Source organism: Pelodictyon phaeoclathratiforme BU-1, assembly GCF_000020645.1.
GTDB lineage: Bacteria > Bacteroidota > Chlorobiia > Chlorobiales > Chlorobiaceae > Chlorobium > Chlorobium phaeoclathratiforme.
The window spans coordinates 1,898,087-1,921,640 of sequence record NC_011060.1 but is presented as its reverse complement, the minus strand read 5'-3'; the positions used below and the strand labels follow the sequence as shown (position 1 = coordinate 1,921,640).

Genomic DNA, 23,554 nt, shown 5'->3' with positions numbered 1-23,554 from the left:
TGAAATACATATAACATTTCGTAAAGATGGTTATTAAGGAAGAAATAAATAAAAAGGGATTTGAATCTTCAGATAGTTGTGATTCTGATGAAGTTAGAATAAAAAATATTCAGAGTGCATTTCAATCATCCGAAAATATAAAAGAGTCGTGTCATTATTTGATTGATAGTGTTGAAGATTCTTTGGAATATCTTAAGGTGAGGAGAATGGATGTTAGTATAAAGCTTTGTGAGGCATTGGCTAAAAAAGAGTCATTGCGGAAAAAGGATTATAATCTGATAATGGATGAGATCTATAGTATTCTTGATCAAAAAGAGAGTAATGCTAAAAATCATTTTGTTGCATTCATAGAAGACCAGAAAAAATTTACACAGTCATTAAAAAATATAATAGTAAATATTTCCGATTATAGCGTTGCAGAGAATGCGGATAAAAATGCGTTATTGAAAGCTGAGCTATCTGAGATTGCGGAAATACAGGAAAAAAGAAAAGAAGATGTTATGGGGATATTGATGGATTTTCAGGAAACACACAAAAGATTGATGGAGTATCTGGAGTCTTTGCTTGATAAAGGAGATATTATCAGTATCAGGGATATAAAACATGCTAAATATATAATAAGCAATAGATTTGTTTAAGGCTATATAACCTAAAATGGAGAGACAAATGGGATTGGCAAATCAAATGAAAAGCTTGAGTGAAGAAATGCTTTCTTCATTTAAAGAGCGCGTCAAAGATAATGAAGCCCTTGTTGCAGATGTTGCAGAAAAAATGAAGCAGTATCGTGACGAGCAGGAGGAGACTGCTAAAAAAATAAGTAATAATGCGGCGGAATTAAAAAAGACACTTGATTCTGGAGAAAAAGATCGACTGGGTAAATATGCCCAATTAATAGGATCTATTCAAAAAGATATTGATTCAATCGAAAAAGAAGTTAAAGATTTGATTCAGGACTTTTCCAAAGCAAGAACTGTTTTGGCAAGTGATTTGAATAAGTTTTTTACAGAGGAGAATACAGCACGTGCTCAGAATGAAAAATCAAGAATGGCTGAGTATGAATTGTACATTGGTAAAATAAGCGCTGAAGTGTCGAGTATTTTTAATTATACAAATGAAATGCTTGAAAGATTCGGAACTGAGCATAAGGAAATGTCTGATGAATTAAGGGCCGAGCTGAATAAGACAAGAAATGAAAGATTTGAGTATACGCATGCGTTGCTTAAAAGCATTCAGGAAAGAATAGCTGATATCGGTAATGAAAATCTTAATGCAGCTCGTAAACTGAAAAAGGATATGGATCAGGGCGAAGCTGATCGACTGAAAGAATACAACACTTTATTTGAGCGAATCAGTCGTGAAGTAACCGAGCTGAGAACATCGACAGCCAGTCTGTTGGATAATTGTTCTGCAGACAGAGCTGAAGGTGCAGGATATTGGAAAGAAATGCAGGAGAAGATAGCAGCTATAAGGAGTGGGGGGGAAGTGGTGACTTCGGATAAAATTGAAAAGCCTGTTGTGAAAGTTGCTGAAAAAACAGAGATAAAAGCAGTGATTAACGAATTACCTGTATTTGAGGAAAAAATGCCGGTTGTTAATATCGAAACACCTCAAGTTGCAAGTGAGAGTACTTTGGAAGAGAAAATTCTGCAATATATCAATAGTCATCATGAAGGTGTAAAGGTTTCTGACATGGAGGAACCATTGCATGAAACTCGAATGAAGATAGGTTTTGCTGCAAAATGTTTGCTTGATGCAGGTAAGGTTTCGAAAGTCGAAAATCTTTATTATCCGATAAAGAAGACGTTTAAATAACCGTTTCGTTGGAAACGTTACAGGATTTTATTGTATATTCAAGGTCCTGTAACGTTTTTTAACCTTATAGAAGTAATAGCTGATTAAGATGCGGTTATAATTAAAATTCTAATAGCCATAAAAATATGCGTCGTCAGGGATGTGATAGTGAGATGAATACAGTGCTTGAGCCAAAGCCCATGCCTAATTTTGTCGAAACAGACTATATCAGGGATATAACAAGCCGTGGTCTGACTTATATGAAAGCAGGATTTCCCGTTCATTTCAGAGGTCCTTCCGGCACAGGGAAAACGACAGTTGCTTTACATCTTGCTAGTAAGATAGGTCGGCCTGTTGTCATTATTCATGGCGATTCTGAGTATAAAACATCGGATCTTATTGGTAGTGAGCAGGGTTATAAATACAGAAGATTGGACGATAATTTTATTCACTCTGTCCATAAATATGAAGAGGATATGACCAAGCAATGGGTAAACAACCGTTTAACTATTGCTATCAAAAAAGGCTTTACTTTGGTTTATGATGAGTTTACACGATCACGTCCTGAGGCAAATAACATACTTCTTCCGATTCTTCAAGAAAAAATGATGAGTACTTCATCTTCAAATGAAGAAGAGTATTATATGAAAGTTCATCCTGAATTCAGGGCAATATTTACATCTAATCCTGAAGAATATGCCGGAGTTAACAGGACTCAGGATGCATTGCGTGACAGGATGGTTACAATGGATCTTGATTATTTTGATTATGAAACAGAACTCATGATAACTCATGCAAAATCAGGAATGTCGCTTGATGATGCAGAAAAGATTGTCAAAATAGTTCGAGGATTGCGGGAATCAGGTAAAACTGAGTTTGACCCTACAATAAGAGGATCGATTATGATTGCCAAGACATTAAATGTTCTTAATGCAAGGCCGGATAAGACAAATGAACTTTTTAAAAAAGTCTGCCAGGATATTTTGACTTCAGAAACCAGTCGTGTCGGGTCAAAAACAAATCAAGAAAGAGTGCGTGGTATTGTCAATGAGTTGATAGATTTACATTCTTAGTTATATAAACTGCAATTCTGGAAAGAGTTATGCCAATTAATAACCCTAAAAAAGGCGTCAGCAGTATAAAGACGCTGCATACGGTTACAAAGTCTGCTGCAAGGCAGACAGATACAGCCGATTTTATTGAGTTGTATATGCTTGAAAAGGAAAAACAGCGATTAATGAGTGAGGAGACAAAAATATTGCATAGACTTGATTATGTTCAAAATAGATTAAGGATTATACAGAATATTTATGAACATAGTTCACATTTGCTTGATCCTCAAAACAGAAATAGAAATAATATGTATGGAGAAGAAACGAAAAATCCCGGATTTACGACTATCCAAATAGAGTATTAAAAATATCTCATCATGCCAGAATTAAAACATGCTGTTAATGCAACAGGACTTGCCGATATACTTGAAAGAGTACTCGATAAGGGTATTGTGATAGCAGGGGATATCAAGATACAAATAGCTGATATTGACTTGCTGACAATTAAGATAAGGTTATTAATTGCATCAGTTGATAAAGCTATGGAGATGGGTATAAACTGGTGGCAGGAAGATACATATCTCTCTACAAAGGCGAAAGATAAAGAACAGCAATTACTGCGGGATGATTTACAGCAACGCATAGAGAAGCTTGAGGCATTGACGAAGATAACATAATAACGAGATCCGATGAAAAACACAAAAGATGGTAATGGAGATGCTGAGTTTGATTTTATGGGCTTGGGCGGTCTTTTTAAAGGAATAGAAAAATTAGTTGATCTGGCAGCAAAACTTGAAACATCAGGATCAATTAATCGGGAAGGAGAATTTAATTTAGATTCGTTAAAAAAAGGGATGAATGGTGTTTATGGATTTACAATAAAATCCGCAATTGGTGGTGCTCCAAAGGTTGAAACTTTTGGTAACATAATAAAAACACCACAAGGCCCAAAGGTTAACGAAGAGCGTGAACCTATAACAGATGTATTCGATGAAAATGATGAAGTTGTAATAATTGCAGAAATGCCGGGTATTGAAGAGTCTGATATTATTATTGACTTTAAGGATGATATACTTGAAATTTCAACGAAAAGCAGAAAAAAAAGCTATCGGAAAGAATTATTATTACCGATAACTTCTGATAATCAAGTTATTAAAAATAAATACACAAATGGAATACTTGAAATAAGAATTAAAAAATAATATAATGCCGCTTACAGGTTTGGATAGCCAAGACCTTAAGATGATTATCTTTGGTGGTAAGGGAGGTGTTGGTAAAACCAGTTGTGCTGTTGCATGTTCGATTGGCTTGGCAGAAAAGTATAAAACATTGGTAATTTCAACTGATCCGGCACATTCGGTTTCAGATAGTCTTGAACAGGAAATTGGATTCAGACTTCAACCGGTTCATAATGTAGTGAACCTGACCGCAATAGAAATATCTGCAGACAAGGCATTTCAAGAGTTTAAAAAAGAGCATGAACGTGAGCTTATTAAACTTTTCGATACATCCATCCACAAATTTCGATGATGATGATATACAGCAAATGATGAGTATGTCAATACCTGGTATTGATGAAGTTATGAGTTTTAAAACCATCATTGATTTGATTGAAGAGAATAATTACGAGAAATACGTTGTTGATACAGCCCCTACTGGTCATGCATTGCGCTTGCTCTCCTCCCCGGTTCTCCTTGATGAGTGGATCAAAATGGCTGCAAAAATGCGGTGGAAATATCGTTATATGATAGAGTCTTTTTCGGGAGAGTATAAGGATGATGAAGCGGATGTCATGCTTATCAATCTTAAAAAGACAGTCAAACGTATTGCTGCTCTTCTCAGTAATGGTAATAAATGCGAATTTATTCCTGTCTGTATTCCTGAAGATATGGCTATTATGGAGACAGAAAGATTGTTACATGAGCTTGGACAGTTCAAAATTACATCACGCCAATTGATTATAAATAATGTAATGGAGTCTGACGAGTCAGGATTCTGCAGACAGCGAAAAAAAGCACAATTAAAATATCTGCTGAAGGCAAATGAATTGTTTAATAAATTAAGGATAGTGACTGTTCCGGTATTTCCTGATGAAATTAAAGGGTTGGCAGCATTAAATAAGTTAAAACAGGTGCTCTTTGACGTTAAAGAGCAAAAAAGGGATCTGACATGAGCAATACTGAGTTGGTCTTAAAAGTCAAAGAGGCAATTGTTAAGGATGTAGGGCGTGCAATTGCGAGAATTGATCCGAATGATATGGTTCATGCTGGTTTGGAATCGGGTGATATTGTCCTTATTGAGGGAAAACGCTCCACTCCAGTTAAAATACTTCCTTCTTACCCTAATGATCGAGATAAGGGAATCATACAGATTGATGGAATCACTCGAGAAAATGCCATTGTTGGAATAGACGAAAAAGTTCTAATACATAAAACAACAATACGCAAGGCAACAAAAATAAAACTCAAGCCGGTAACAAAATCAAGCTCTTTGATTAAGGCTGATGATGCGAAATATATTGGTTCTCTTATAAATGGTTTACCGGTTTCTAATGGTGATAAAATTAAGGCGACATTATTTGGTTCCGGATCGATATATTATACGATTTCATCGACCGTACCTGATGGAGTTGTTTTGATACATCCTGATACATCAATACAACTTGAATCTTCAAAACAAAATGAAGTAAAATCAAACAAGATTACATACGAAGATATAGGTGGACTTGGTAATCAAGTTCAGCGAATACGTGAAATGATTGAATTACCCCTAAAATATCCTGAAATATTTGAAAGGTTAGGAGTCGAACCACCAAAAGGTGTTTTTTTGTATGGACCTCCAGGTACAGGAAAGACGCTTATTGTGAGAGCCGTCGCACAAGAGACCGATGCTTATTTTATAAATATATCCGGCCCTGAAATTATGGGCAAGTATTACGGCGAAAGCGAAGCAAGAGTACGTAATATATTTGCTGAGGCCCAGTCTCATGCGCCGTCTATAATATTTATTGATGAAATAGATGCAATCGCTCCAAAACGGGAGGATATGGGTGGCGAAAAGCAGGTTGAGAAAAGGGTTGTAGCTCAGCTTTTATCCTTGATGGACGGTTTGGAGTCAAGGGGCAAAGTTATTGTGATTGGAGCAACAAATATTCCAAATTCTATTGATCCCGCGCTTAGAAGGCCAGGACGTTTCGATCGTGAGATATCAATTTCTATTCCTGATAAAAAGGGACGACTTGAAATACTTCATATCCACACAAGGGGTATTCCCTTGTCAGAAGATGTGGATATGTCAAAGATTGCTGATATTACCCATGGTTTTGTTGGAGCTGATCTTGAAGCTCTTGCTCGCGAAGCGGCTATGACAGCGTTAAGGAAAATTCTTCCAAGGATTAACTTTGAATTATCAGAAATACCATACGAGCTATTAATGCAGTTAGAAGTTACGATGGATAATTTTCTTGATGCGATGAAAGAGGTCGAACCTTCTGCTATCCGTGAAGTATTTGTTGAGGTTCCTGATGTCAAGTGGGAAGATGTTGGGGGGCTTGATGAGATTAAGCAGGCATTGAAAGAGACCGTAGAGTGGCCTCTAAAATATGCTGAACTATTTAAAAAAACAGATACCAATCCTCCAAAGGGTATAATATTATATGGTAAGCCTGGCACAGGAAAAACATACCTTGCTAAAGCGCTTGCCAGTGAGAGTGGAGTAAACTTTATTTCTGTAAAAGGTCCTCAAATACTTAACCGTTTTATTGGAGAATCTGAAAAAGGGGTAAGAGAACTTTTCAGGCTTGCGAAACAATCAGCGCCCACAATTCTCTTTCTTGATGAAATAGATAGTCTTGCTCCACGAAGAAGGAATGATGGCGTAGAATCAGGAGTTATTGACAGAGTAATCAGTCAATTTCTCACAGAAATGGATGGTATTGAGGAGTTAAAAGGGGTCACTGTGCTTGCTGCAACAAATAGAATTGATCGTATTGATCCCGCTTTATTACGATCAGGAAGATTTGATCTCATGTTTGAAGTTCCATTACCGGATTTATCAACAAGAGAGATGATTTTTAAAATACATACTAAAAATATGCCTCTAAAAGAGAGTGTTAGTCTAAATGCACTTGCCGAAAAAACCGATAATATGACTGGCGCAGATATACAGTTTATATGTCAAAAGGCTAAAATGGTTGCTATTCGTGAACTGATTGATAAAAAAGTCGATTCAGAAACTATAGAAATAATTATAACAGAAGAGCATTTTGAACATGCGATACAAGTAGTCAGCAATCAGGCAACAAATAGACAAAATTAATAGATAATGGACAGGCAAGGTATTTATATATATGGATTTATTCCAAATCACTATTTGACAGATATCAAGACTATATTGATTGAGTCAGGTATTTATTCGATAGAGTATGGCAGTATTGCTGCCCTTGTTTCTGATACAATGGTAGATGATATTGAGTATTTAAATAGAGAAGATTTAGCTTATTTACTTGTTGATCATCAGAAAAAAATTGAGTTGATTATGAGTACAGGTTGCTCAACAATAATTCCCATGCAGCTTGGTACAATTGTAAATTCGGGTAATGATGTTATAAAAATAGTTAAAAATGGATTACGTATCATCAATAAAACTTTTGATGATATAGCTGATATTCAGGAGTTTGATCTGGTGGTCATGTGGAATAATTTCCCTGATCTTATTAAAAAAATATCAGATACTCCCCAGATCAGGATTATGAAGGAAGAAATTGCCAATAAAGGTAGTTATGATCAGGCGGACAGCATAAATATCGGAAAAATAATCAAAAAAAAGATTGATGAAAAAAATAGTAAAGTCAATCTTGATATTATGAATTCTTTATCTTCTTTATGTATTTGTGTTAAGAAACATGAGTCGATGAATGATGAAATGCCGTTAAATTCAGCATTTCTAATAAAAAAGGATAAAGAAAACTCTTTTATTGAGATGGTTAATCAACTTGATATAAAATATGAAAATCTGCTTAGATATAAGATAGTTGGTCCGTTGCCTTGTTATAGTTTTTATACTCTTGAATCAAAACTTCTAAATAAAAAAGAGATCGAAAAGGCAGAAAAAATTCTTGGTATTGATGCCTATAAATCAGAATCAGATATAAAAAAGGCATACCGAGCAAAAGCAGCGCACGCCCATCCAGATAAAAATAATACTATTTCTGCAATTGATAACGATGATTTTATAGAGATTAACAAAGCATATCAGATTTTACTTGAATATTCAAGTGTCTTCAAGGATTCTCCTGATCATAAGCCGGATGAACCTTTTTATCTGGTTAAAATAAAGAAATAATATGGAAAAGGATGGCAAGTACGTTTATTGTATCATTGCTTCTACTTATGAATGCAATTTTGGTGCAATTGGAATAGGGGGTAGAGGTGATCTTGTAAATACAATTGGATTTCAGGGCTTAAGTATGGTTGTTAGTGACCACCCACTTAATCATTTTGTTTTAAACCCGGATAATATTCTTGCTCATCAAAGAGTCATAGAGGTCGTGATGAGTCAATTCAATAGTGTTATTCCAGTTCGATTTGGCACAGTTGCAGCAACACCAGATGAAATAAGAAATCTTCTTGATCGCAGGTATGGCGAATTATCTGAACTTCTTGAGCGTTTTGAAAACAAGGTTGAGTATAATCTTAAAGCATCATGGCGCTGCATGATCGATATATATAAAGAGATAGATAAAGAACATGTTGAGTTAAAACAATTGAGACGTGAAATAGAGGGACTGAAGGATGAAGAAAAAAGAAAACTGCTTATTGTTGAGGCCGGACATATTATTGAGAATGAGTTGCAAAAAAAGAAAGAAGTCGAAGCATACGAAATTGTAACATATTTGAGAAAGACAGTTGTTGCTCATAAGCATAATAAGACAACTGGCGAGGCTATGTTTATGAATACCGCTTTTTTATTGAACAAAGGCCGTGAAGTAGAGTTTGATAATATAATGAATGATCTTGGTGAGCAATATAAAGACAGAAGTGACTATTATTATACAGGCCCTTTACCGATCTTTAACTTTATAGATTTACGAATTCTTCCTGAGAAATGGGAACTCTGAAATCATTATTAATTATTAATCAGATGGATATCGAAACAACGAAAGAGGGAAGATATATATACGGAATTATACGCAATTCTGAATTTATTGATTTCGGCCAGATTGGTATAGGTAAACGTAATGACAGGGTATATGGTGTTATTTACAAAGATATTTGCGCTGTTGTAAGTTCAACGCCGATCATACAATATGAAGCAAGACGAGCAAATATGATCGCCCATCAGAAGGTTCTTGAAGAGGTAATGAAGCGGTTTAATGTTCTCCCGGTAAGATTTTCTACAATATCACCTCATGATAATGATGACGCAATAATCAAAATATTGATTACCGATTATAGCAGATTTGATGAATTGCTCATCAAAATGAAAGGAAAGAAGGAATTGGGCCTAAAAGTCATGGCAGATGAAACAAGAATATATGAAAATATTATTCAGAAATATGATAATATACGATCTCTAAGAGATAAGCTATTGAACCAGCCTGCTGATAAAATACACTATCAGCGTGTAAAAATAGGTGAGATGGTTGCAGATGCACTGAAGAAAGAGATTGAGAGTTATAAACAACAGATTCTTGATATATTGAGTCCTATCGCTGAGGATATCAAGATAACTGATAATTATGGTAATCTTATGATTCTTAACGCCGCATTTCTTATTAAGGAAGTTAAAGAGTCAGAGTTTGATGACTCTGTAAATAAACTTGATGAGAAGTATGGAAATATTATGACATTCAAATATGTAGGTACGTTACCGCCATATAATTTTGTTAATCTGTCAATTAATACAAAAGGGGTATAATATTTTTATTTTAGACGATATATTATTTGCTCCACTTAATGGGCTTATATTTATAGCAAAAAAAATAAATGATGTCGTTGAGAAAGAGACGTCTGATGAAGGTGTTGTTAAAGAACGTTTAATGGCTCTCCAACTCAGGTTCGAGTTGGATGAGATTGATGAAGTTGAATATGACAGAGAAGAGGATGAATTATTACAAAAACTCGAAAGAATAAGATTGAATAAACAAAATCAATAAAAAAATTGTTTTTATGGAGTAAAATATAATCCTTCGTTTATTTTATAAATAACTATTGGAGCATATAATGAGTAAAATAATTACTATAAGAAATACGGTAGTTGCGTTTCTTAAAGAAAATGTACAGACAGCAGATGTAACAGTAATAAGGGTAGAAAAATCAGGAGATACCTGGAAAACTGTTTCAGAAGTATATGAGGATGATTCTTTTTTAAAATCGATGAATCTTCCCCCCAAAAAAATAAGGTTATTTTATGCTGTAACTGTCGATTCAGATTTAGAAGTTATTTCTTTTTCGAGGTTGTCAACATATGATGATTCTGAAAGTGAAAATAATTGATTATTGATCTTCTATGGTTGCTATTCAAGAAAGACTTATATACATCTTTTGTGTTACAAGTGAGCCCCCTTTATTACAACAGTATCAATTGCAGAAGGGAATATGCGTAGTAGATGTTGATGGATTATTTGTTACTACAATGGATGTGACAGATAATGATTTTGCGGAAAATCAATTACAATCAAATCTATCTGATGTTGTCTGGTTAGATACAAAGGTAAGGGAACACCTTGATGTTATTACTTCCATTATGCAACATGTCAAGAGCCTGATTCCCTTCAATTTCGGCACTCTGTACAAATCTGAAAGCAGTTTGATGCAGTTTATAATCAAATATGCTGAAGAGTTTAAAAAAAATTTGGTTTATCTCGAAGAGAAAGAGGAGTGGGCTGTAAAGCTCTATTGCAATAAAAATAAGATTGTAGAGAATATCACGCATCTCAGTAAAAAAGTATCAGATATAAATGCTTTGATCCAAAATAGTTCAATAGGAAAAGCATATATACTTGGAAAGAAAAAAAATGAAATCATCGAGAACGAGATTATTAATATATATAATACGTACTCAAAAAAAATATTTACAAAGTTTAGTATCTTATCTGAAGAATTCCGTTTCAATCCAATTCCAAACAATGAAACTTTGGAAAAAGAGGATGATATGATACTTAACGTGGTTTTGTTATTGAATAAAGCAAATGTTGAAAGTTTTATTGAAACGTCTGATCAGTTAATTATTCAGCATCAAAATATAGGCCTGAATATTGAAATTACAGGCCCTTGGCCTTGTTATTCCTTTATAAATATATCGCATTGAAATGCAAGACGAATTTTATAGCAAGAATAAAGAAATTACAATTCTCGATGTTCTCGATCGTGTTTTAACCAAAGGTGTTGTTATTACAGGAGATATTGTCATTTCCGTAGCAGATATAGATCTTGTGTATGTTGGACTCAGACTATTGCTAAGTTCTGTGGAGACGATGGAAAAAAATAAACAGAACTCGATAAAAATGTAAAAACAGCATTTATTATAATCAAGCATGCCTTTAATTATTTATGCTATTTTTGATTCGATAAATTATATCGATTCGTTTTCATCATATGTTGATGCAATATCACTTAAATCAAAAATTAAACTTGAAATAATATCTACAAGTACACTCTCTGCTATCGTTTCAAGAACCACTGATGAGAAAAAACAAGCATGTCAAAATGATGTAATGATATATGCAACGATTATAGGAGACATTGCTGCTAAATACTCAATACTGCCTATGAGGTATGGATCTATTGTATCATCACCATTCGATGTGACTGAATTATTAAAAAACCATAATGAAACATTTGTTACAATAATAAAAAAAATAACTGATAAAGAAGAGTATTCCTTAAGAATACTCTATTCGCATCAGGATAAAGAAAAAAATAATATTGAAGATTTGTTTGATTTGCCTCAAAATGTTCCAGATATTTTACATGGAAATACTGACAGTAAAAAATATTTATTAAACAAATACATAAAACACTTATCAGAAGAAAAGAGGCTTCAATACATTGATAAGATACAGTCGATTGTTGCTTGTAATCTTCAAAAAATAACTGATTTAATTGTGTACAATAAACAAACAACAACAGGATTTATAGTTGATGCTGTATTTATGATAGAAAGGTCGAAAAAAAGTGAGCTTCTTGATTTAGTTATTCAAATGCAGACTCTATTTTCGGAACATAACGTTGTTTTATCTGGTCCATGGCCACCATATAATTTTTCAAATATAAATATTGGATAATTATGGATAGTGATAAGATATTATATTATGCAGGTTCGGCAGATGAAATTATTGAAGAACTTGAAAAATTAAAACCAGGTATTCAAGGGAGAATCAATGCAACTCCCGATAATGTAGAGTCAGGTCTCGCCAAGCTTGTATTGACTCTTATTGAACTTATAAGAAAATTGATTGAAAAACAGGCAATGCGCAGAATTGATGGTAATTCATTGAGTGAATCACAAATTGAAGAGCTTGGAGAAACGCTTATGAAGCTTGAGAAAAAGATGGAGGAGTTAAAAGGTATCTTCAACCTTACTGACAAAGATCTCAACCTTAATCTCGGTCCTTTGGGCGATCTTATGTAACCCATATCTACAAAAGTATTTCTCAAGAATTGATTCCGCAGTAACGTAAGGTCAGACATAAAAATATAAATCGTCCTTGATATAAGATTACGCGCAATTATTCGCTCGACGTATATTAATAACTGCTACAATATATCACTTTATCGCTCTGCTTCATTTCTTTTGATATCAATTTTATATTTTCTCATCCTTCTAATCAAAGCATATCTGCTTATCCCAAGTATCTCTGCTGCCATTACCTGATTATATTCGCATTCCTCAAGAGTTTTATGTATAGCATCTTCCTCATCAATTTTAGTATTGCTATCAGTTGTATTGGATATTTTGTTCACTACAGGTAATGGGAAATCACATATTTGTAGTGAATTCCCTTTAGAAAGTATGATAGCTCTTTCAGCAAGATTTCTTAATTCTCTTATATTCCCGGGAAAACTATATTTTTCAAGAGCGACAAAGACATCATCACCAATAGATTCTATCGGTTTGTTGATTTTTTCAGAGAACTCTTTTGTGAAATCGATAAACAATGGCCCGATATCTTCTATCCTTTCACGAAGAGGCGGAATATGTATATGTAATGTATTGAGTCTGTGAAGTAAATCAAGTCTGAATTTTTTTTCGTCAACCATTTTTTGCAAATCACAATTTGTCGCGGCTATCAGTCTGAATTTTGTTTGTATTTGTTTTGTATCTCCGACTCTGGTAATTGTTTTTTCCTCAATAGCCCGTAAAATCTTTGACTGCAAATTCAATGGCATATCAGCAATTTCATCCAGAAATAATGTCCCCTCATTGCATATTTCAAATAATCCTTTTTTATCTGAAATAGCACCAGTGAAAGCTCCTTTTTTATGTCCGAAAAATTCACTTTCAATCAAAGCGTCACTTATCGCACTGCAATTAATAGCTCCAAAATAATTGTCCTTTTGCTTGCTCATATAATGAATAAGTTTAGCAAAAATCTCTTTTCCTGTTCCACTTTCGCCCGTAATAAGTACATTTATATCTGAATATTCTGATGCTGTTTTAGCCAGTTCGTAGATTTCAATTATCTGTTTGCTTTTTCCGATACAATGGCGTCCTATTTTTGAAGCAATATCTGATGTTATCAGTGAGTACTTCTCTTCTGCATGCGCGAGGTTACGCTGCATTTTAAGATATTTTTGTGTTCGCTCTATAGCTATCTGTATATCTATATACCTCATGGGTTTACGTAAATAATCAAAAGCCCCCAGCCTTATGGAGTCGATTACCGTATCCATGTCACCATGTGCAGATACCATGATCACTTCGATACCAGGATACAACGATTTGACATTTTTTAAAATATCAAGTCCGTTTGTACCTGGCAAACGTACATCAAGAATGAGAAGATCAATATTATATTTGCTCAAAATAGCATAACCTTCTTCTGGCGTGTTTGCAGAAAAAGGAATAAAACCAGTGTTTTTCAGGTAATCACTGATCTCATTTGTAAAATCTATTTCATCGTCAAGTATTAGTACCTTTATCTGACTAATGTAATTATTCTGCATGTTCAGTTGCTATTTGACGGAAGAGTAATAATAATGCATGTTCCGTTCATTGGAACACTTTTTATTTTAATATCGCCATTCATCTCTTTTATAATGCCATAACTAATCGAAAGTCCAAGTCCTGTACCTTTTCCAGATTCTTTTGTTGTATAAAATGGATGCATTATATATTCGATATTGCTTTCACTTACACCTATCCCATTGTCTTCTACTGTTACTATTATCGAATTGTTTTTGTAAAATGATCTAACAAATATTTTCATTTCAAAGCCCGTATTATAGATTTGTTTCTTTTCTTCAAGAGCATCAATAGAGTTTTTGATTAAATTCAGAATTACCTGTTCGAATTTGTAAATGTTTCCAGTAACTGAGAATCGCTCTTCTTCAGCTTTGAAATCAAGTATTATAGATTTGTGCTTACACTGCTCGGATACCATCAAGAGAGCGTTTCGAATGCTTTTATTGATATTTATAACTGAAGATATATAATTATTATCTGTACTTGAAAAGGATCTGATGTTATCTATTATAGTCTGAATTCTTAATATGTTTTCAAATATTTTTTCGGATTTGATTTTAATTTCTTTTTCACATGCCCAATTATGTTTTGACGCATCCATCAAAATCTTATCAACGATTAATCCAATATTATTAATCGGTTGATAAATTTCATGTGCAATACCAGATGCCATTTCACCAAGACTTATTAATCTTTTGGCATGAAAAAGTTCGCTTTCAATTATTTTTCTTTGTGAAATATCACGAATAATCATCATATACGATGATGGAGCTCCATTATAATCCTGAATTAATGCCGCACTGATTTCTGCCGAATATACGGTATTGTTTTTCTTTTTTAGCACGATCTCTTTGTTTTGTATCAAACCTTCGCGTAATGTTACATCAAATATTTCATTGATTATTTTAATGTTATCTGAGTATACAATATTTGAAAAAGACATGCCTATAACATCAGCTTTATTATTGGCTCCAAATATTTCAAGACCAATATCAGAGACACTGCTGATAATTCCATCAAGATCAGTTGTTATAATGCTGTCAGGTGACGCTGCTATGAGAGTCTGGTATTGTTTGTCTAATTGTCTTCTTGATTTTTCTGCTTTATTGTTTTTGTTGGAGTCTGTAATAAAGACAGCTATAGAGTTGATATCTTCATTGATTCCATAAATAGGATATGCGGAAATATGATAGATATATTCTTCATTCCGATCTGTTTCATGAAGATTTGAATGAAACAGATCCTTGAAATGAACTGGTTCTCTTGTATAAAAGATAAGTTCAAATTTTGTTTTTCGTTCTTCCTGAAGTTGACGAGGAAAGAGAGAATGAAAGTTTTGTCCTATAACGCTTTTTGATTCTAATGAGTAGATATCGAGAAAATCTTTGTTTGCATCAAGAATTGTTCCATCGATTGCCAAAGAGCATAGTGGCTCCACAGCAGAATTCAAAAGAGATGTGAAATTGTGTGTATTGATGAGATGGGTAGTGTCATCATTTTTATATTCTGTAATATCAATACTTACACCCATATATCTTTTTACAAGTCCGTTTTCATCTTTTACAGGGAAACCGTGAGTCATCATTTGTCTTACGGTGCCATTTTGATCACAGATATTGTATATTGTTTCAAATGTATTTTCATTATGAATTGCATCCCGCATTGTCTTTTCTGTATTTATCCTTTCCATAGGAACAATGGCTTGTAACCAAGTCTGGTAGGAAGGGTTACTACTGTGCAAGTCAAGTCCATAAAGCATCCGTAATTTATCGGACCATATCATCTCTCCATTTTCAAGATTCCACTCCCAGTTACCGGTATTTATGGTTTTCATGGGAGTCAACACGATGACAAAGTACCCTTTCTGGTGGCTGTATGCTGTAATATCAAGCCATTTATCCAATGTGTTTATATATAAATCGAATCTTTCTGCAATTCCATTCAGTGATACACGCCCAACTTTTTCAAATAGTTCCGGATTAGATATGCTTATACCCGGAATATGCATAGATATACTTTGTCCCTCAATGATTTGTAATCCTGTTAATCTTTTGAAATTCAGATTTACCACTTCAGGAATGAAATCTACTGGACAATTATCTTTAAATATCATTCTGCAATAAGCAAAACCATTCAAATGATTATTGAAGAGGTTCCGGTAACGTACTCTTTCAACAAGAAGCTCTTTTTCTGTTAAAATGAGGTTTGTAATGTCCATAATGAACATCAGCAGCTTTGTTATTTCACCATCGCTATTTGGGATAGGGTAGACAGTATGGCGGTATATACGCCCATGAGATTCTTTTTCGTAAAAGATACGTTCGCCAGTAAAAAGAACCTCCGCAATTACGTTCCTCTGTTCAAGAGCAAGTTCAATAGAGATAGAATCAAAAATATTCGAGCCTGGAGTTATTTCAGAGTGATTGTTTAATTGAGTTTTGAATGCATTATTAGCTAAAATGATTCCGCCATCGGGATCAAGAAGAAGCATTGGTTGAGGAAAGACATTAAACAGTCTGTTGAACGATTGATCCTCCTCCTTTTTGTCCATTGCTGCCAACAGTAACTCTTCGGCGGAATGGGTTTCTGCCATTTCAAGCAGGCGAAGACGGAATGCGGTCAGTGATTCGTATCTCTTGCGTTCAGAAATATCATGAATAATTGAATAGAGAAGGATTTTACCATGAATTTCAATTGCATTACTGAAAATATCGACTTCTCGCAATGACCCGTCAGCTTTGCGATGGCGAAAAGAAAACTGGTTTTGTGTCTTCAAGACGCTTTTCGCCATCTCTGCTTTAATTTTATCAGGAGACAGGGTGCTGATTTGCTGCATATGCATTTGGCGTAGTTCATCGATTGACCAGCCATAAAAAATTGCAGAGGCGTTATTGGCATCAACGATATAGCCTGTTTCGGGATCGATGATTAACATAGGTGCTGAATGGTTCTCAAACAGTTTTCTGAACCGTTCTTCGCTCTCCTTCTGAGCCTCTTCAGCTATTTTTCGTTGTGTGATGTCATCAATTATAGAGACGAAGTAGCCTTTTTGAGGGCAGTAAACTGTCAGGTCAAACCATGACCTCAATGGTTCCAGATACAATTCAAACCGATTAGAAATTCCTGTCTGGGCTACGGTTATATGTTTCTCGATAAATTCAGGAAAGGTGTTGTTGATGCCGGGAAAGACCTCGGTCGCTCTCTTTCCAACAACGTTTTTCAGGCCGGTCATTTTCTCATAACCGGAATTGACTTCCTCATGGATAAAATCAACAGGAACTCCTTCTTCGAATATTACGCGGCAGTAAGCATACCCATTTTGCATGTAGTCAATAAGGTTGCGATGATGGGTATTGCTGGCAGCGAGTGCATCCCTTGTCTCTTTAAGCTCAGAGTAGGAGTTATCGGCGTTATTGTCTGTATATATTACGGGCATATGGGCTCTTTTGTTGAACAGAACCTTCTCTTCAGTGGTAAGCGCATTGCACTTCGATCTCTCCCTTCAACATACGAAAATTTCATCTAAAAATTTTACAAGAGGGGGAGATGGAATGGTGGCGACAAAAGTGATATTCTTCATTCTGATTTGAGTAACAAATTGCCTGACCTATTTCAAACATAAGTATTCAAGAGAAATATCTCTTGCCAGTTATTCATCATATCCTCATGGTTTGATCTTCTTAACAAGAGGGATGAAGAAGTGTTGAGCGGATTTTATCCAGCGCATGCTGCATATCTTCCGGCATGGGCGCCGTGAAGGAGAGTGGTTCATGGCTTATTGGCTGATGAAAAGAGAGCGTTTCGGCATGTAAAGCTTGACGCGGTAGTAGTTCGAGGAGGTTTTTAACGAAACTTTCACTTTTACTGAAAGGGAGTGTGCGCAAGATGGTTCCGCCATAGGTAACATCTCCGAGAATCTGATGACCAAGGTGCTGCAAGTGAGCCCTGATCTGGTGGGTTCGTCCTGTATGCAGCCTAAGCGAAAGCAGCGAAAACCATTGGAGATTTTCCATTACGGAATAATCGGTGATCGCAGTTTTTCCATACTCTCCTTCAAAAGGAAAGTTTGCCATCACTTTTCGGTCTTTTTTTGAGCGTCCGATATTGGTTGTTATGGTGCCTGCTGCTGGATCGGGAACTCCCCATACGATGGCCTTGTAGACTTTTATCACTTTTCTCTCAGCGAACTGGCGGGCAAGACGATGCAGCGCAATCGGATTTTTGGCAACAATGATAAGTCCCGAGGTGTTTTTGTCGAGCCGATGTACGATTCCTGGTCGTAGCTCAGCTTGGTCAAGCTCCTCTGCATCCATGCCAATGTGGTGCAGAATAGCGTTTGCCAGTGTTCCTGTCCAGTTCCCGAATGCAGGATGGACTACCATACCAGCTTTTTTGTTGACGACCATCAGATCACAATCCTCGTATATGATCTCAATGGGTATATTTTCCGCTGTGAGCTCCGGTGCTGGTGGCCGCAGAAAAGTCATCTCAATAACATCGCATGATTTAATGCGATAATTCGATTTTACCCTATTTTCATTGACCAGCACACGACCCTCTTCAATAGCTTCCTGTACCTTGTTGCGTGTTGCGTTTTCAACCTGCTGTGTCAGGTATTGGTCAATACGCATCGGGATTTGTACCCGACTTACCTGCAAGGTGAGTTTTTTGGGCTCAAGAGGTGGTTCACCTCGTTGTTCCGATTCGTTTTTTTGTGGCTGATTTTGCATTTTGCGATACTTGAACACTACGGGTGATAAACTACGGGGTCAGTATAACAAAACCACACCATATCTTTTTATGCATTCCATGCAACAGTTGCCTGAAGGGCCCGGTCGTAACGTTGATGTTGCCGTTATCGGTTCAGGACCAGGAGGTTATGAAGCTGCGCTTCGAGCGGCAAAGGCCGGAATGAAGGTATGCCTCATTGAGAAAGGCGCATTGGGTGGTGTGTGCGTGAACTGGGGTTGTATTCCAACAAAAGCTCTTTTGCGGAGCGCAGAGGTGTTCGATCTTTTTAAAAAAGCTGGTTCCTACGGTCTCAAGGTTCAAGCCTCTGGAATTGACCTTGCCGAAGCGGTTAAACGCAGCCGCAGTGTGGTACAGAAACTGTCGAAAGGGATCGCTTTTATTCTGCGTCGGGCGCAGGTTGAGGTGATCCAGGGGGAGGCGTTGTTCAGCGGTGTACACACACTTGATATTTTTCGCGATGGGGTGTGTGTTGAAACCGTTCAGTCAAACCATATCATTATTGCATCAGGAGCGCGCTCGCGACAACTTCCTGGGTTGGAGCCGGATGGCAGGCACATTATCACCAGCAGGGAAGCGTTGGCCATGAAGTCAGTTCCTTCATCCATGATGGTATTGGGAGGTGGTGCTATTGGTGTTGAAATGGCCTGGTTTTATGCGATGGCTGGTACTACTGTTACACTTGTAGAAATGATGCCACGTCTCTTGCCATTTGAAGATGGGGAGATTTCGGAAGCTCTGAAGCGCTCGTTTGAGAAGGCAGGGATCAGGGTGGTCACCGGAGCGAAGCTGGAAGGTGTTGTTGTATCAGAAGATCGGGTGAACGGACTTCTTGTTGTTGATGGAGAAGAGTCGCAACCGATAAGTGCAGAGTTGTTGCTGGTCGCTGTCGGAGTGACCGGTAATTGTGACGGACTTGGTCTGGAACATGCTGGCGTGGAGAGGTCACGGGGTTTCATTGTGACGGATGCTGCCTGCAGGACGTCAGTCAGCAATATTTTTGCTATAGGAGATGTGCGTGGAGGGATGCTGCTTGCCCACAAGGCGTCGGCTGAAGCTGCCATTGCTGTTGATTCAATAGCAGGAAAGGCTCCCCATCTGCTTGATGAGAGCATGATTCCGCGATGTGTTTACGCAGAACCATCGGTTGCAAGTGTCGGACTGAGTGAGGAGCAGGCTATTGAGCAGGGTTACATGGTAATGGTTGGACGCTCCCTCTTTGCTGCATCAGGCAAGGCGAATGCCTATGGTAATCTTGAGGGAGTGGTGAAGCTGCTCTTTAACGCTGTAGATGGTCGTTTGCTTGGAGCGCATGTTTTGGGACATGGAGCGGTTGAGTTGATTGGAGAGATCACGCTGGCACGTCGGCTTGAGGTCACTGCCGAACTGCTTGCCAGCACGGTTCATGCCCATCCGACCCTTTCGGAAACAATTAAAGAGGCAGCAGAAAATGCTCTGCAGGAGCGACGTTTTTGAAAACCATTTTCTATTGTCTTTCTAAAAGCATAAATTCAGTTTCATTTATTTAGCTCATAAAACAGTAAACCTTTTCCAGTGAATGATTTCAATGTTCACGGCGAAACAGGTATCAACTAAAAGATCAACTATGACTCAGACTGAAACGGCTGCGAAAAAAACTGCTGCAAAGAAGCCTGCTGCGGTAAAGGCTAAGGCGAGTTCAACGGTCACAACTACTCCTGAACTCAAAAAAGCAGTTAAGCCTGCTGCAAAAAAGAAGTCTGGACAAGCCTTTCCTTTTACAGCAATTGTCGGTCAGGAGGAAATGAAGCTCAGTCTGATCCTCAATATCATTGACCCGAGAATCGGAGGTGTGCTCGTCATGGGACACAGGGGTACCGGAAAAAGTACCACGGTCAGAGCGCTTGCTGAAGTGCTTCCACTGATTGAACGGGTTGAGGGTGATACATACAATCGTACCGTCGATCAATATGTTGAAGGTGAGGAGGCAAAAAAGGGCCATAAGGCTATTGATCCGTCATCGCTCAAAATCGAAAAAATTCCTGTACCAGTTGTAGATCTTCCGCTTGGTGCTACAGAAGACCGTGTCTGCGGTACCATTGATATTGAGCAAGCGCTTACCAGCGGCGTAAAAGCATTTGAACCAGGCCTGCTTGCCCAGGCGAATCGCGGATTTCTCTATATTGATGAGGTCAACCTGCTTGATGACCATCTTGTTGACGTGCTGCTTGATGTTGCTGCGAGTGGTCAAAACGTGGTTGAACGTGAAGGTATCAGTATTCGCCATCCAGCCCGTTTTGTGCTTGTTGGTTCCGGTAACCCGGAAGAGGGCGAACTTCGTCCCCAGCTTCTTGACCGTTTTGGTCTGCATGCCCGTATCATTACGATTCTTGATATTGCAAAACGAGTCGATATTGTCAAGCGCCGTCGTGATTTTGATGAAGATCCGGATGCATTTATGAAAAAGTACGGTCGTGACCAGCAGAAGCTCCAGAAAAAGATTCAGACAGCCAAAGAGCTGCTTTCGTCAGTGACCATGGATGACAGTGTGCTTACCGATATTGCAAAGCTCTGTATGAACCTTGGTATTGATGGTCACCGTGGTGAACTTACCATTACCCGTACCGCTTTTGCCCATGCAGCATTCCTTGGTGAAACAGTAGTGACCATGAAGCATGTCAAGGATATCGCAGGCCTCTGTCTGCGTCACCGTCTGCGCAAGGATCCTCTTGAGACCCTTGATGCCGGTGAAAAAATTGATCGTGAACTCGCTAAAATCCTCGGAGAAGCGGAAGCAGTATAATGATAGCTTTTACCGATATCGTAGGGATGGATCTGGCCAAGCAGGCGCTCATGCTGCTGGCCGTTGATTCTGAACTTGGCGGTGTTGTTATTCCTTCGGCCGTGGGGTCGGGAAAGTCGACGCTCGCCAGGGCATTTGCTGATATTCTTCCCGAAGGGACACCCTTCGTGGAACTTCCTCTAAACGTAACTGAAGATCGTTTGATCGGTGGCGTTGATCTGGAGGCAACCCTTGCAACAGGAGTGCGCGTTGTCCAGCATGGTGTGCTCTCGAAGGCACATGGCGGGGTGCTCTATGTCGACTCCATCAGCCTTCTCGACAGTTCGGCGGTATCGCACATCATGGATGCCATTTCGCGCGGCGAAGTTCTTGTCGAGCGCGAAGGCCTCAGTGAGGTGCATCCAGCAAAGTTTATGCTGGTGGGCACCTATGATCCTACTGATGGCGAAGTTCGCATGGGACTTCTCGACCGCATCGGAATTATTGTACCCTTTACGGCACAGAATGATTATCGGGCGCGCAAGAAAATTGTCAATATCGTACTTGGCAAGAGGGATGAGGAAGATACCCGTGACGAGTTGAAGATGCTTGCCGGTTTTATCCAGGCTGCCCGTGAACAACTGCCGCATGTTTCGATAACAGATGAGCAGATTCGGGCGCTTATCCAGACTGCCATCAGCTTGGGGGTTGAGGGAAACCGTGTTGATATTTTCACCGTTCGTGCTGCAATAGCCGCAGCCGCTCTCGCACAGCGCAGCGATGTTGAGGAGGAAGATATGAAACAGGCCATCAAGCTGGTGCTCATTCCTCGTGCGACCCGTATGCCTGAACGTGAAGCGGAATCCAACGAAGCGCCTCCCGAAGAGGAACCGCCTCCACAGGAAGAGCCGGAATCTGAAGATGAAGAGGCCCAGGCGGACACACCGGATGCGGAAGCTGAAGAGGAGCAGAAAGAGACTCCCGACATGATCGAGGAGCTGATGATGGATGCTATTGAGATGGAGTTGCCTGATAATATTCTCAACATCTCTCTGGCATCAAAAAAGAAAACTACTACCGGCAGCCGTGGCGAAGCGCTCAACAACAAGCGTGGCCGTTTTGTACGGGCTCAGCCCGGTGAGATGCGCACCAATAAAGTTGCGCTTATTCCGACACTTATTTCCGCAGCGCCCTGGCAGGAGACCCGGAGGCGTGACAGCAAGATGGCAGGGCGGTCTAAAACAGCCTTGCTTATTACCAAGGATGATGTGAAGATCAAGCGCTTCCGAGACAAGTCAGGAACGCTCTTTATCTTCATGGTCGATGCCTCAGGCTCCATGGCATTGAACCGTATGCGCCAGGCAAAGGGTGCTGTAGCCAGTCTTTTGCAGAATGCCTATGTGCATCGCGACCAGGTTGCCCTGATATCGTTTCGCGGAAAGCAGGCTCAGGTGTTGCTTCCTCCCTCACAGAGTGTTGACCGTGCAAAACGGGAGCTTGATGTTCTTCCTACAGGTGGTGGAACACCTCTCGCCTCTGCACTCTATCTTGGCTGGGAGACGGCCAAACAGGCGCGTACCAAAGGTATTTCACAGATCATGTTTGTGCTGATTACTGATGGACGTGGAAATATCGGGCTGCAGGCTACCTTTGATCCACTTGCGGAAAAAGCTTCCAAAGAGGCGCTTGAAAAGGAGATTGAAGCCCTTTCGCTCTCTATCCAGGCCGATGGTGTTGCATCTATTGTTATTGATACCCAGATGAACTATCTATCGCGGGGCGAAGCGCCCAAGCTTGCCCAGAAGCTCGGGGGACGTTATTTTTACCTGCCGAATGCCAAAGCAGAACAGATCGTTGAGGCTGCATTGAGCTTTTAATTCCCAAAGACCTTTCTGCCTTATTTTGCGGAAAGGTCTTTTTGTGGAATAATTACCTTCCTTTACTTACATTAGGGGTACAGTTGGAACCCAAATATATACGTTTTCGATATATATGCGGGACTTGTTTTGTATAT

General features: G+C 38.3%; 24 protein-coding genes. 21 read left to right on the top strand and 3 right to left on the bottom strand.

Features of this window, described 5'->3' with window-relative positions:
* Positions 1-26 precede the first annotated feature (26 nt).
* From PPHA_RS09005 to PPHA_RS08925, 18 genes are all read left to right on the top strand, one after another.
* Entirely contained in the window at positions 27-638 is a 612-nt protein-coding gene (locus PPHA_RS09005; RefSeq protein ID WP_012508535.1) for a hypothetical protein, read from the top strand.
* A gap of 16 nt (positions 639-654) precedes the next feature.
* Positions 655-1,812, top strand: coding sequence for a hypothetical protein (locus tag PPHA_RS09000; protein WP_041526501.1), 1,158 nt, complete (start codon positions 655-657; stop codon positions 1,810-1,812).
* 125 nt (positions 1,813-1,937) lie between these two features.
* The gene (gene gvpN, locus PPHA_RS08995) at positions 1,938-2,864 is read left to right on the top strand and encodes a gas vesicle protein GvpN (protein WP_012508533.1); all 927 of its coding nucleotides are present in this window, start codon (positions 1,938-1,940) and stop codon (positions 2,862-2,864) included.
* Positions 2,865-2,893: 29 nt separating this feature from the next.
* Positions 2,894-3,208 (top strand): hypothetical protein, encoded by a 315-nt coding sequence (locus tag PPHA_RS08990; protein WP_012508532.1) that lies wholly within the window; start codon positions 2,894-2,896, stop codon positions 3,206-3,208.
* A 12-nt stretch (positions 3,209-3,220) separates the two neighbouring features.
* The gene (locus PPHA_RS08985) at positions 3,221-3,520 is read left to right on the top strand and encodes a gas vesicle protein (RefSeq protein ID WP_012508531.1); all 300 of its coding nucleotides are present in this window, start codon (positions 3,221-3,223) and stop codon (positions 3,518-3,520) included.
* Positions 3,521-3,532: 12 nt separating this feature from the next.
* Positions 3,533-4,045 (top strand): Hsp20/alpha crystallin family protein, encoded by a 513-nt coding sequence (locus tag PPHA_RS08980; protein ID WP_012508530.1) that lies wholly within the window; start codon positions 3,533-3,535, stop codon positions 4,043-4,045.
* A gap of 4 nt (positions 4,046-4,049) precedes the next feature.
* Positions 4,050-4,373, top strand: coding sequence for an ArsA family ATPase (locus tag PPHA_RS16560; protein WP_263053206.1), 324 nt, complete (start codon positions 4,050-4,052; stop codon positions 4,371-4,373).
* Positions 4,374-4,398: 25 nt separating this feature from the next.
* Entirely contained in the window at positions 4,399-5,016 is a 618-nt protein-coding gene (locus tag PPHA_RS16555) for an ArsA family ATPase (protein WP_263053205.1), read from the top strand.
* Complete coding sequence (locus PPHA_RS08970) at positions 5,013-7,160, top strand: CDC48 family AAA ATPase (RefSeq protein WP_012508529.1); 2,148 nt, start codon at positions 5,013-5,015, stop codon at positions 7,158-7,160. The genes PPHA_RS16555 and PPHA_RS08970 overlap by 4 nt, the downstream gene beginning before the upstream one ends.
* A 6-nt stretch (positions 7,161-7,166) precedes the next feature.
* Positions 7,167-8,186, top strand: coding sequence for a GvpL/GvpF family gas vesicle protein (locus tag PPHA_RS08965; protein WP_012508528.1), 1,020 nt, complete (start codon positions 7,167-7,169; stop codon positions 8,184-8,186).
* Position 8,187: 1 nt separating this feature from the next.
* Positions 8,188-8,961, top strand: coding sequence for a GvpL/GvpF family gas vesicle protein (locus PPHA_RS08960; RefSeq protein WP_012508527.1), 774 nt, complete (start codon positions 8,188-8,190; stop codon positions 8,959-8,961).
* 23 nt (positions 8,962-8,984) lie between these two features.
* Positions 8,985-9,761: a GvpL/GvpF family gas vesicle protein gene (locus PPHA_RS08955; protein WP_012508526.1), complete on the top strand. Its 777-nt coding sequence runs from the start codon at positions 8,985-8,987 to the stop codon at positions 9,759-9,761.
* Positions 9,727-9,999, top strand: a complete 273-nt coding sequence (locus tag PPHA_RS08950) for a gas vesicle protein GvpG (protein WP_012508525.1) — start codon at positions 9,727-9,729, stop codon at positions 9,997-9,999. The genes PPHA_RS08955 and PPHA_RS08950 overlap by 35 nt, the downstream gene beginning before the upstream one ends.
* Before the next feature lie 67 nt (positions 10,000-10,066).
* A complete protein-coding gene (locus PPHA_RS08945) occupies positions 10,067-10,339 on the top strand; it encodes a gas vesicle protein GvpO (protein WP_012508524.1) in 273 nt (90 codons plus the stop codon).
* A gap of 13 nt (positions 10,340-10,352) precedes the next feature.
* Positions 10,353-11,153 carry a GvpL/GvpF family gas vesicle protein gene (locus tag PPHA_RS08940; RefSeq protein ID WP_012508523.1) on the top strand — a complete coding sequence of 267 codons (801 nt, stop codon included), beginning with the start codon at positions 10,353-10,355 and terminating at the stop codon, positions 11,151-11,153.
* A gap of 1 nt (position 11,154) precedes the next feature.
* Positions 11,155-11,355 (top strand): gas vesicle protein, encoded by a 201-nt coding sequence (locus tag PPHA_RS08935; protein ID WP_012508522.1) that lies wholly within the window; start codon positions 11,155-11,157, stop codon positions 11,353-11,355.
* Between the two features lie 24 nt (positions 11,356-11,379).
* Positions 11,380-12,129, top strand: a complete 750-nt coding sequence (locus PPHA_RS08930; RefSeq protein ID WP_012508521.1) for a GvpL/GvpF family gas vesicle protein — start codon at positions 11,380-11,382, stop codon at positions 12,127-12,129.
* Between the two features lie 2 nt (positions 12,130-12,131).
* Positions 12,132-12,476, top strand: a complete 345-nt coding sequence (locus PPHA_RS08925; protein ID WP_012508520.1) for a gas vesicle protein K — start codon at positions 12,132-12,134, stop codon at positions 12,474-12,476.
* Positions 12,477-12,616: 140 nt separating this feature from the next.
* On the opposite strand, the gene PPHA_RS08920 is transcribed toward PPHA_RS08925, so the two are convergent.
* The 3 genes from PPHA_RS08920 to PPHA_RS08910 all read right to left on the bottom strand — a co-directional run bounded on the left by PPHA_RS08920 (position 12,617) and on the right by PPHA_RS08910 (position 18,760).
* Positions 12,617-14,011 carry a sigma-54-dependent transcriptional regulator gene (locus PPHA_RS08920; protein ID WP_012508519.1) on the bottom strand — a complete coding sequence of 465 codons (1,395 nt, stop codon included), beginning with the start codon at positions 14,009-14,011 and terminating at the stop codon, positions 12,617-12,619.
* 2 nt (positions 14,012-14,013) lie between these two features.
* Entirely contained in the window at positions 14,014-17,466 is a 3,453-nt protein-coding gene (locus tag PPHA_RS14655) for a PAS domain-containing protein (RefSeq protein WP_012508518.1), read from the bottom strand.
* A 244-nt stretch (positions 17,467-17,710) separates the two neighbouring features.
* Positions 17,711-18,760, bottom strand: a complete 1,050-nt coding sequence (locus PPHA_RS08910; protein ID WP_012508517.1) for an RluA family pseudouridine synthase — start codon at positions 18,758-18,760, stop codon at positions 17,711-17,713.
* A 70-nt stretch (positions 18,761-18,830) separates the two neighbouring features.
* Here PPHA_RS08910 and lpdA point away from each other — a divergent pair, with 70 nt between their 5' ends.
* From lpdA to bchD, 3 genes are all read left to right on the top strand, one after another.
* Entirely contained in the window at positions 18,831-20,255 is a 1,425-nt protein-coding gene (lpdA, locus tag PPHA_RS08905; RefSeq protein WP_012508516.1) for a dihydrolipoyl dehydrogenase, read from the top strand.
* Positions 20,256-20,385: 130 nt separating this feature from the next.
* Entirely contained in the window at positions 20,386-21,561 is a 1,176-nt protein-coding gene (gene bchI / locus PPHA_RS08900) for a magnesium chelatase ATPase subunit I (protein ID WP_012508515.1), read from the top strand.
* A complete protein-coding gene (bchD, locus tag PPHA_RS08895; protein ID WP_012508514.1) occupies positions 21,561-23,417 on the top strand; it encodes a magnesium chelatase ATPase subunit D in 1,857 nt (618 codons plus the stop codon). Before bchI ends, bchD begins: the two co-directional genes overlap by 1 nt.
* The last annotated feature ends 137 nt before the right edge of the window (positions 23,418-23,554 follow it).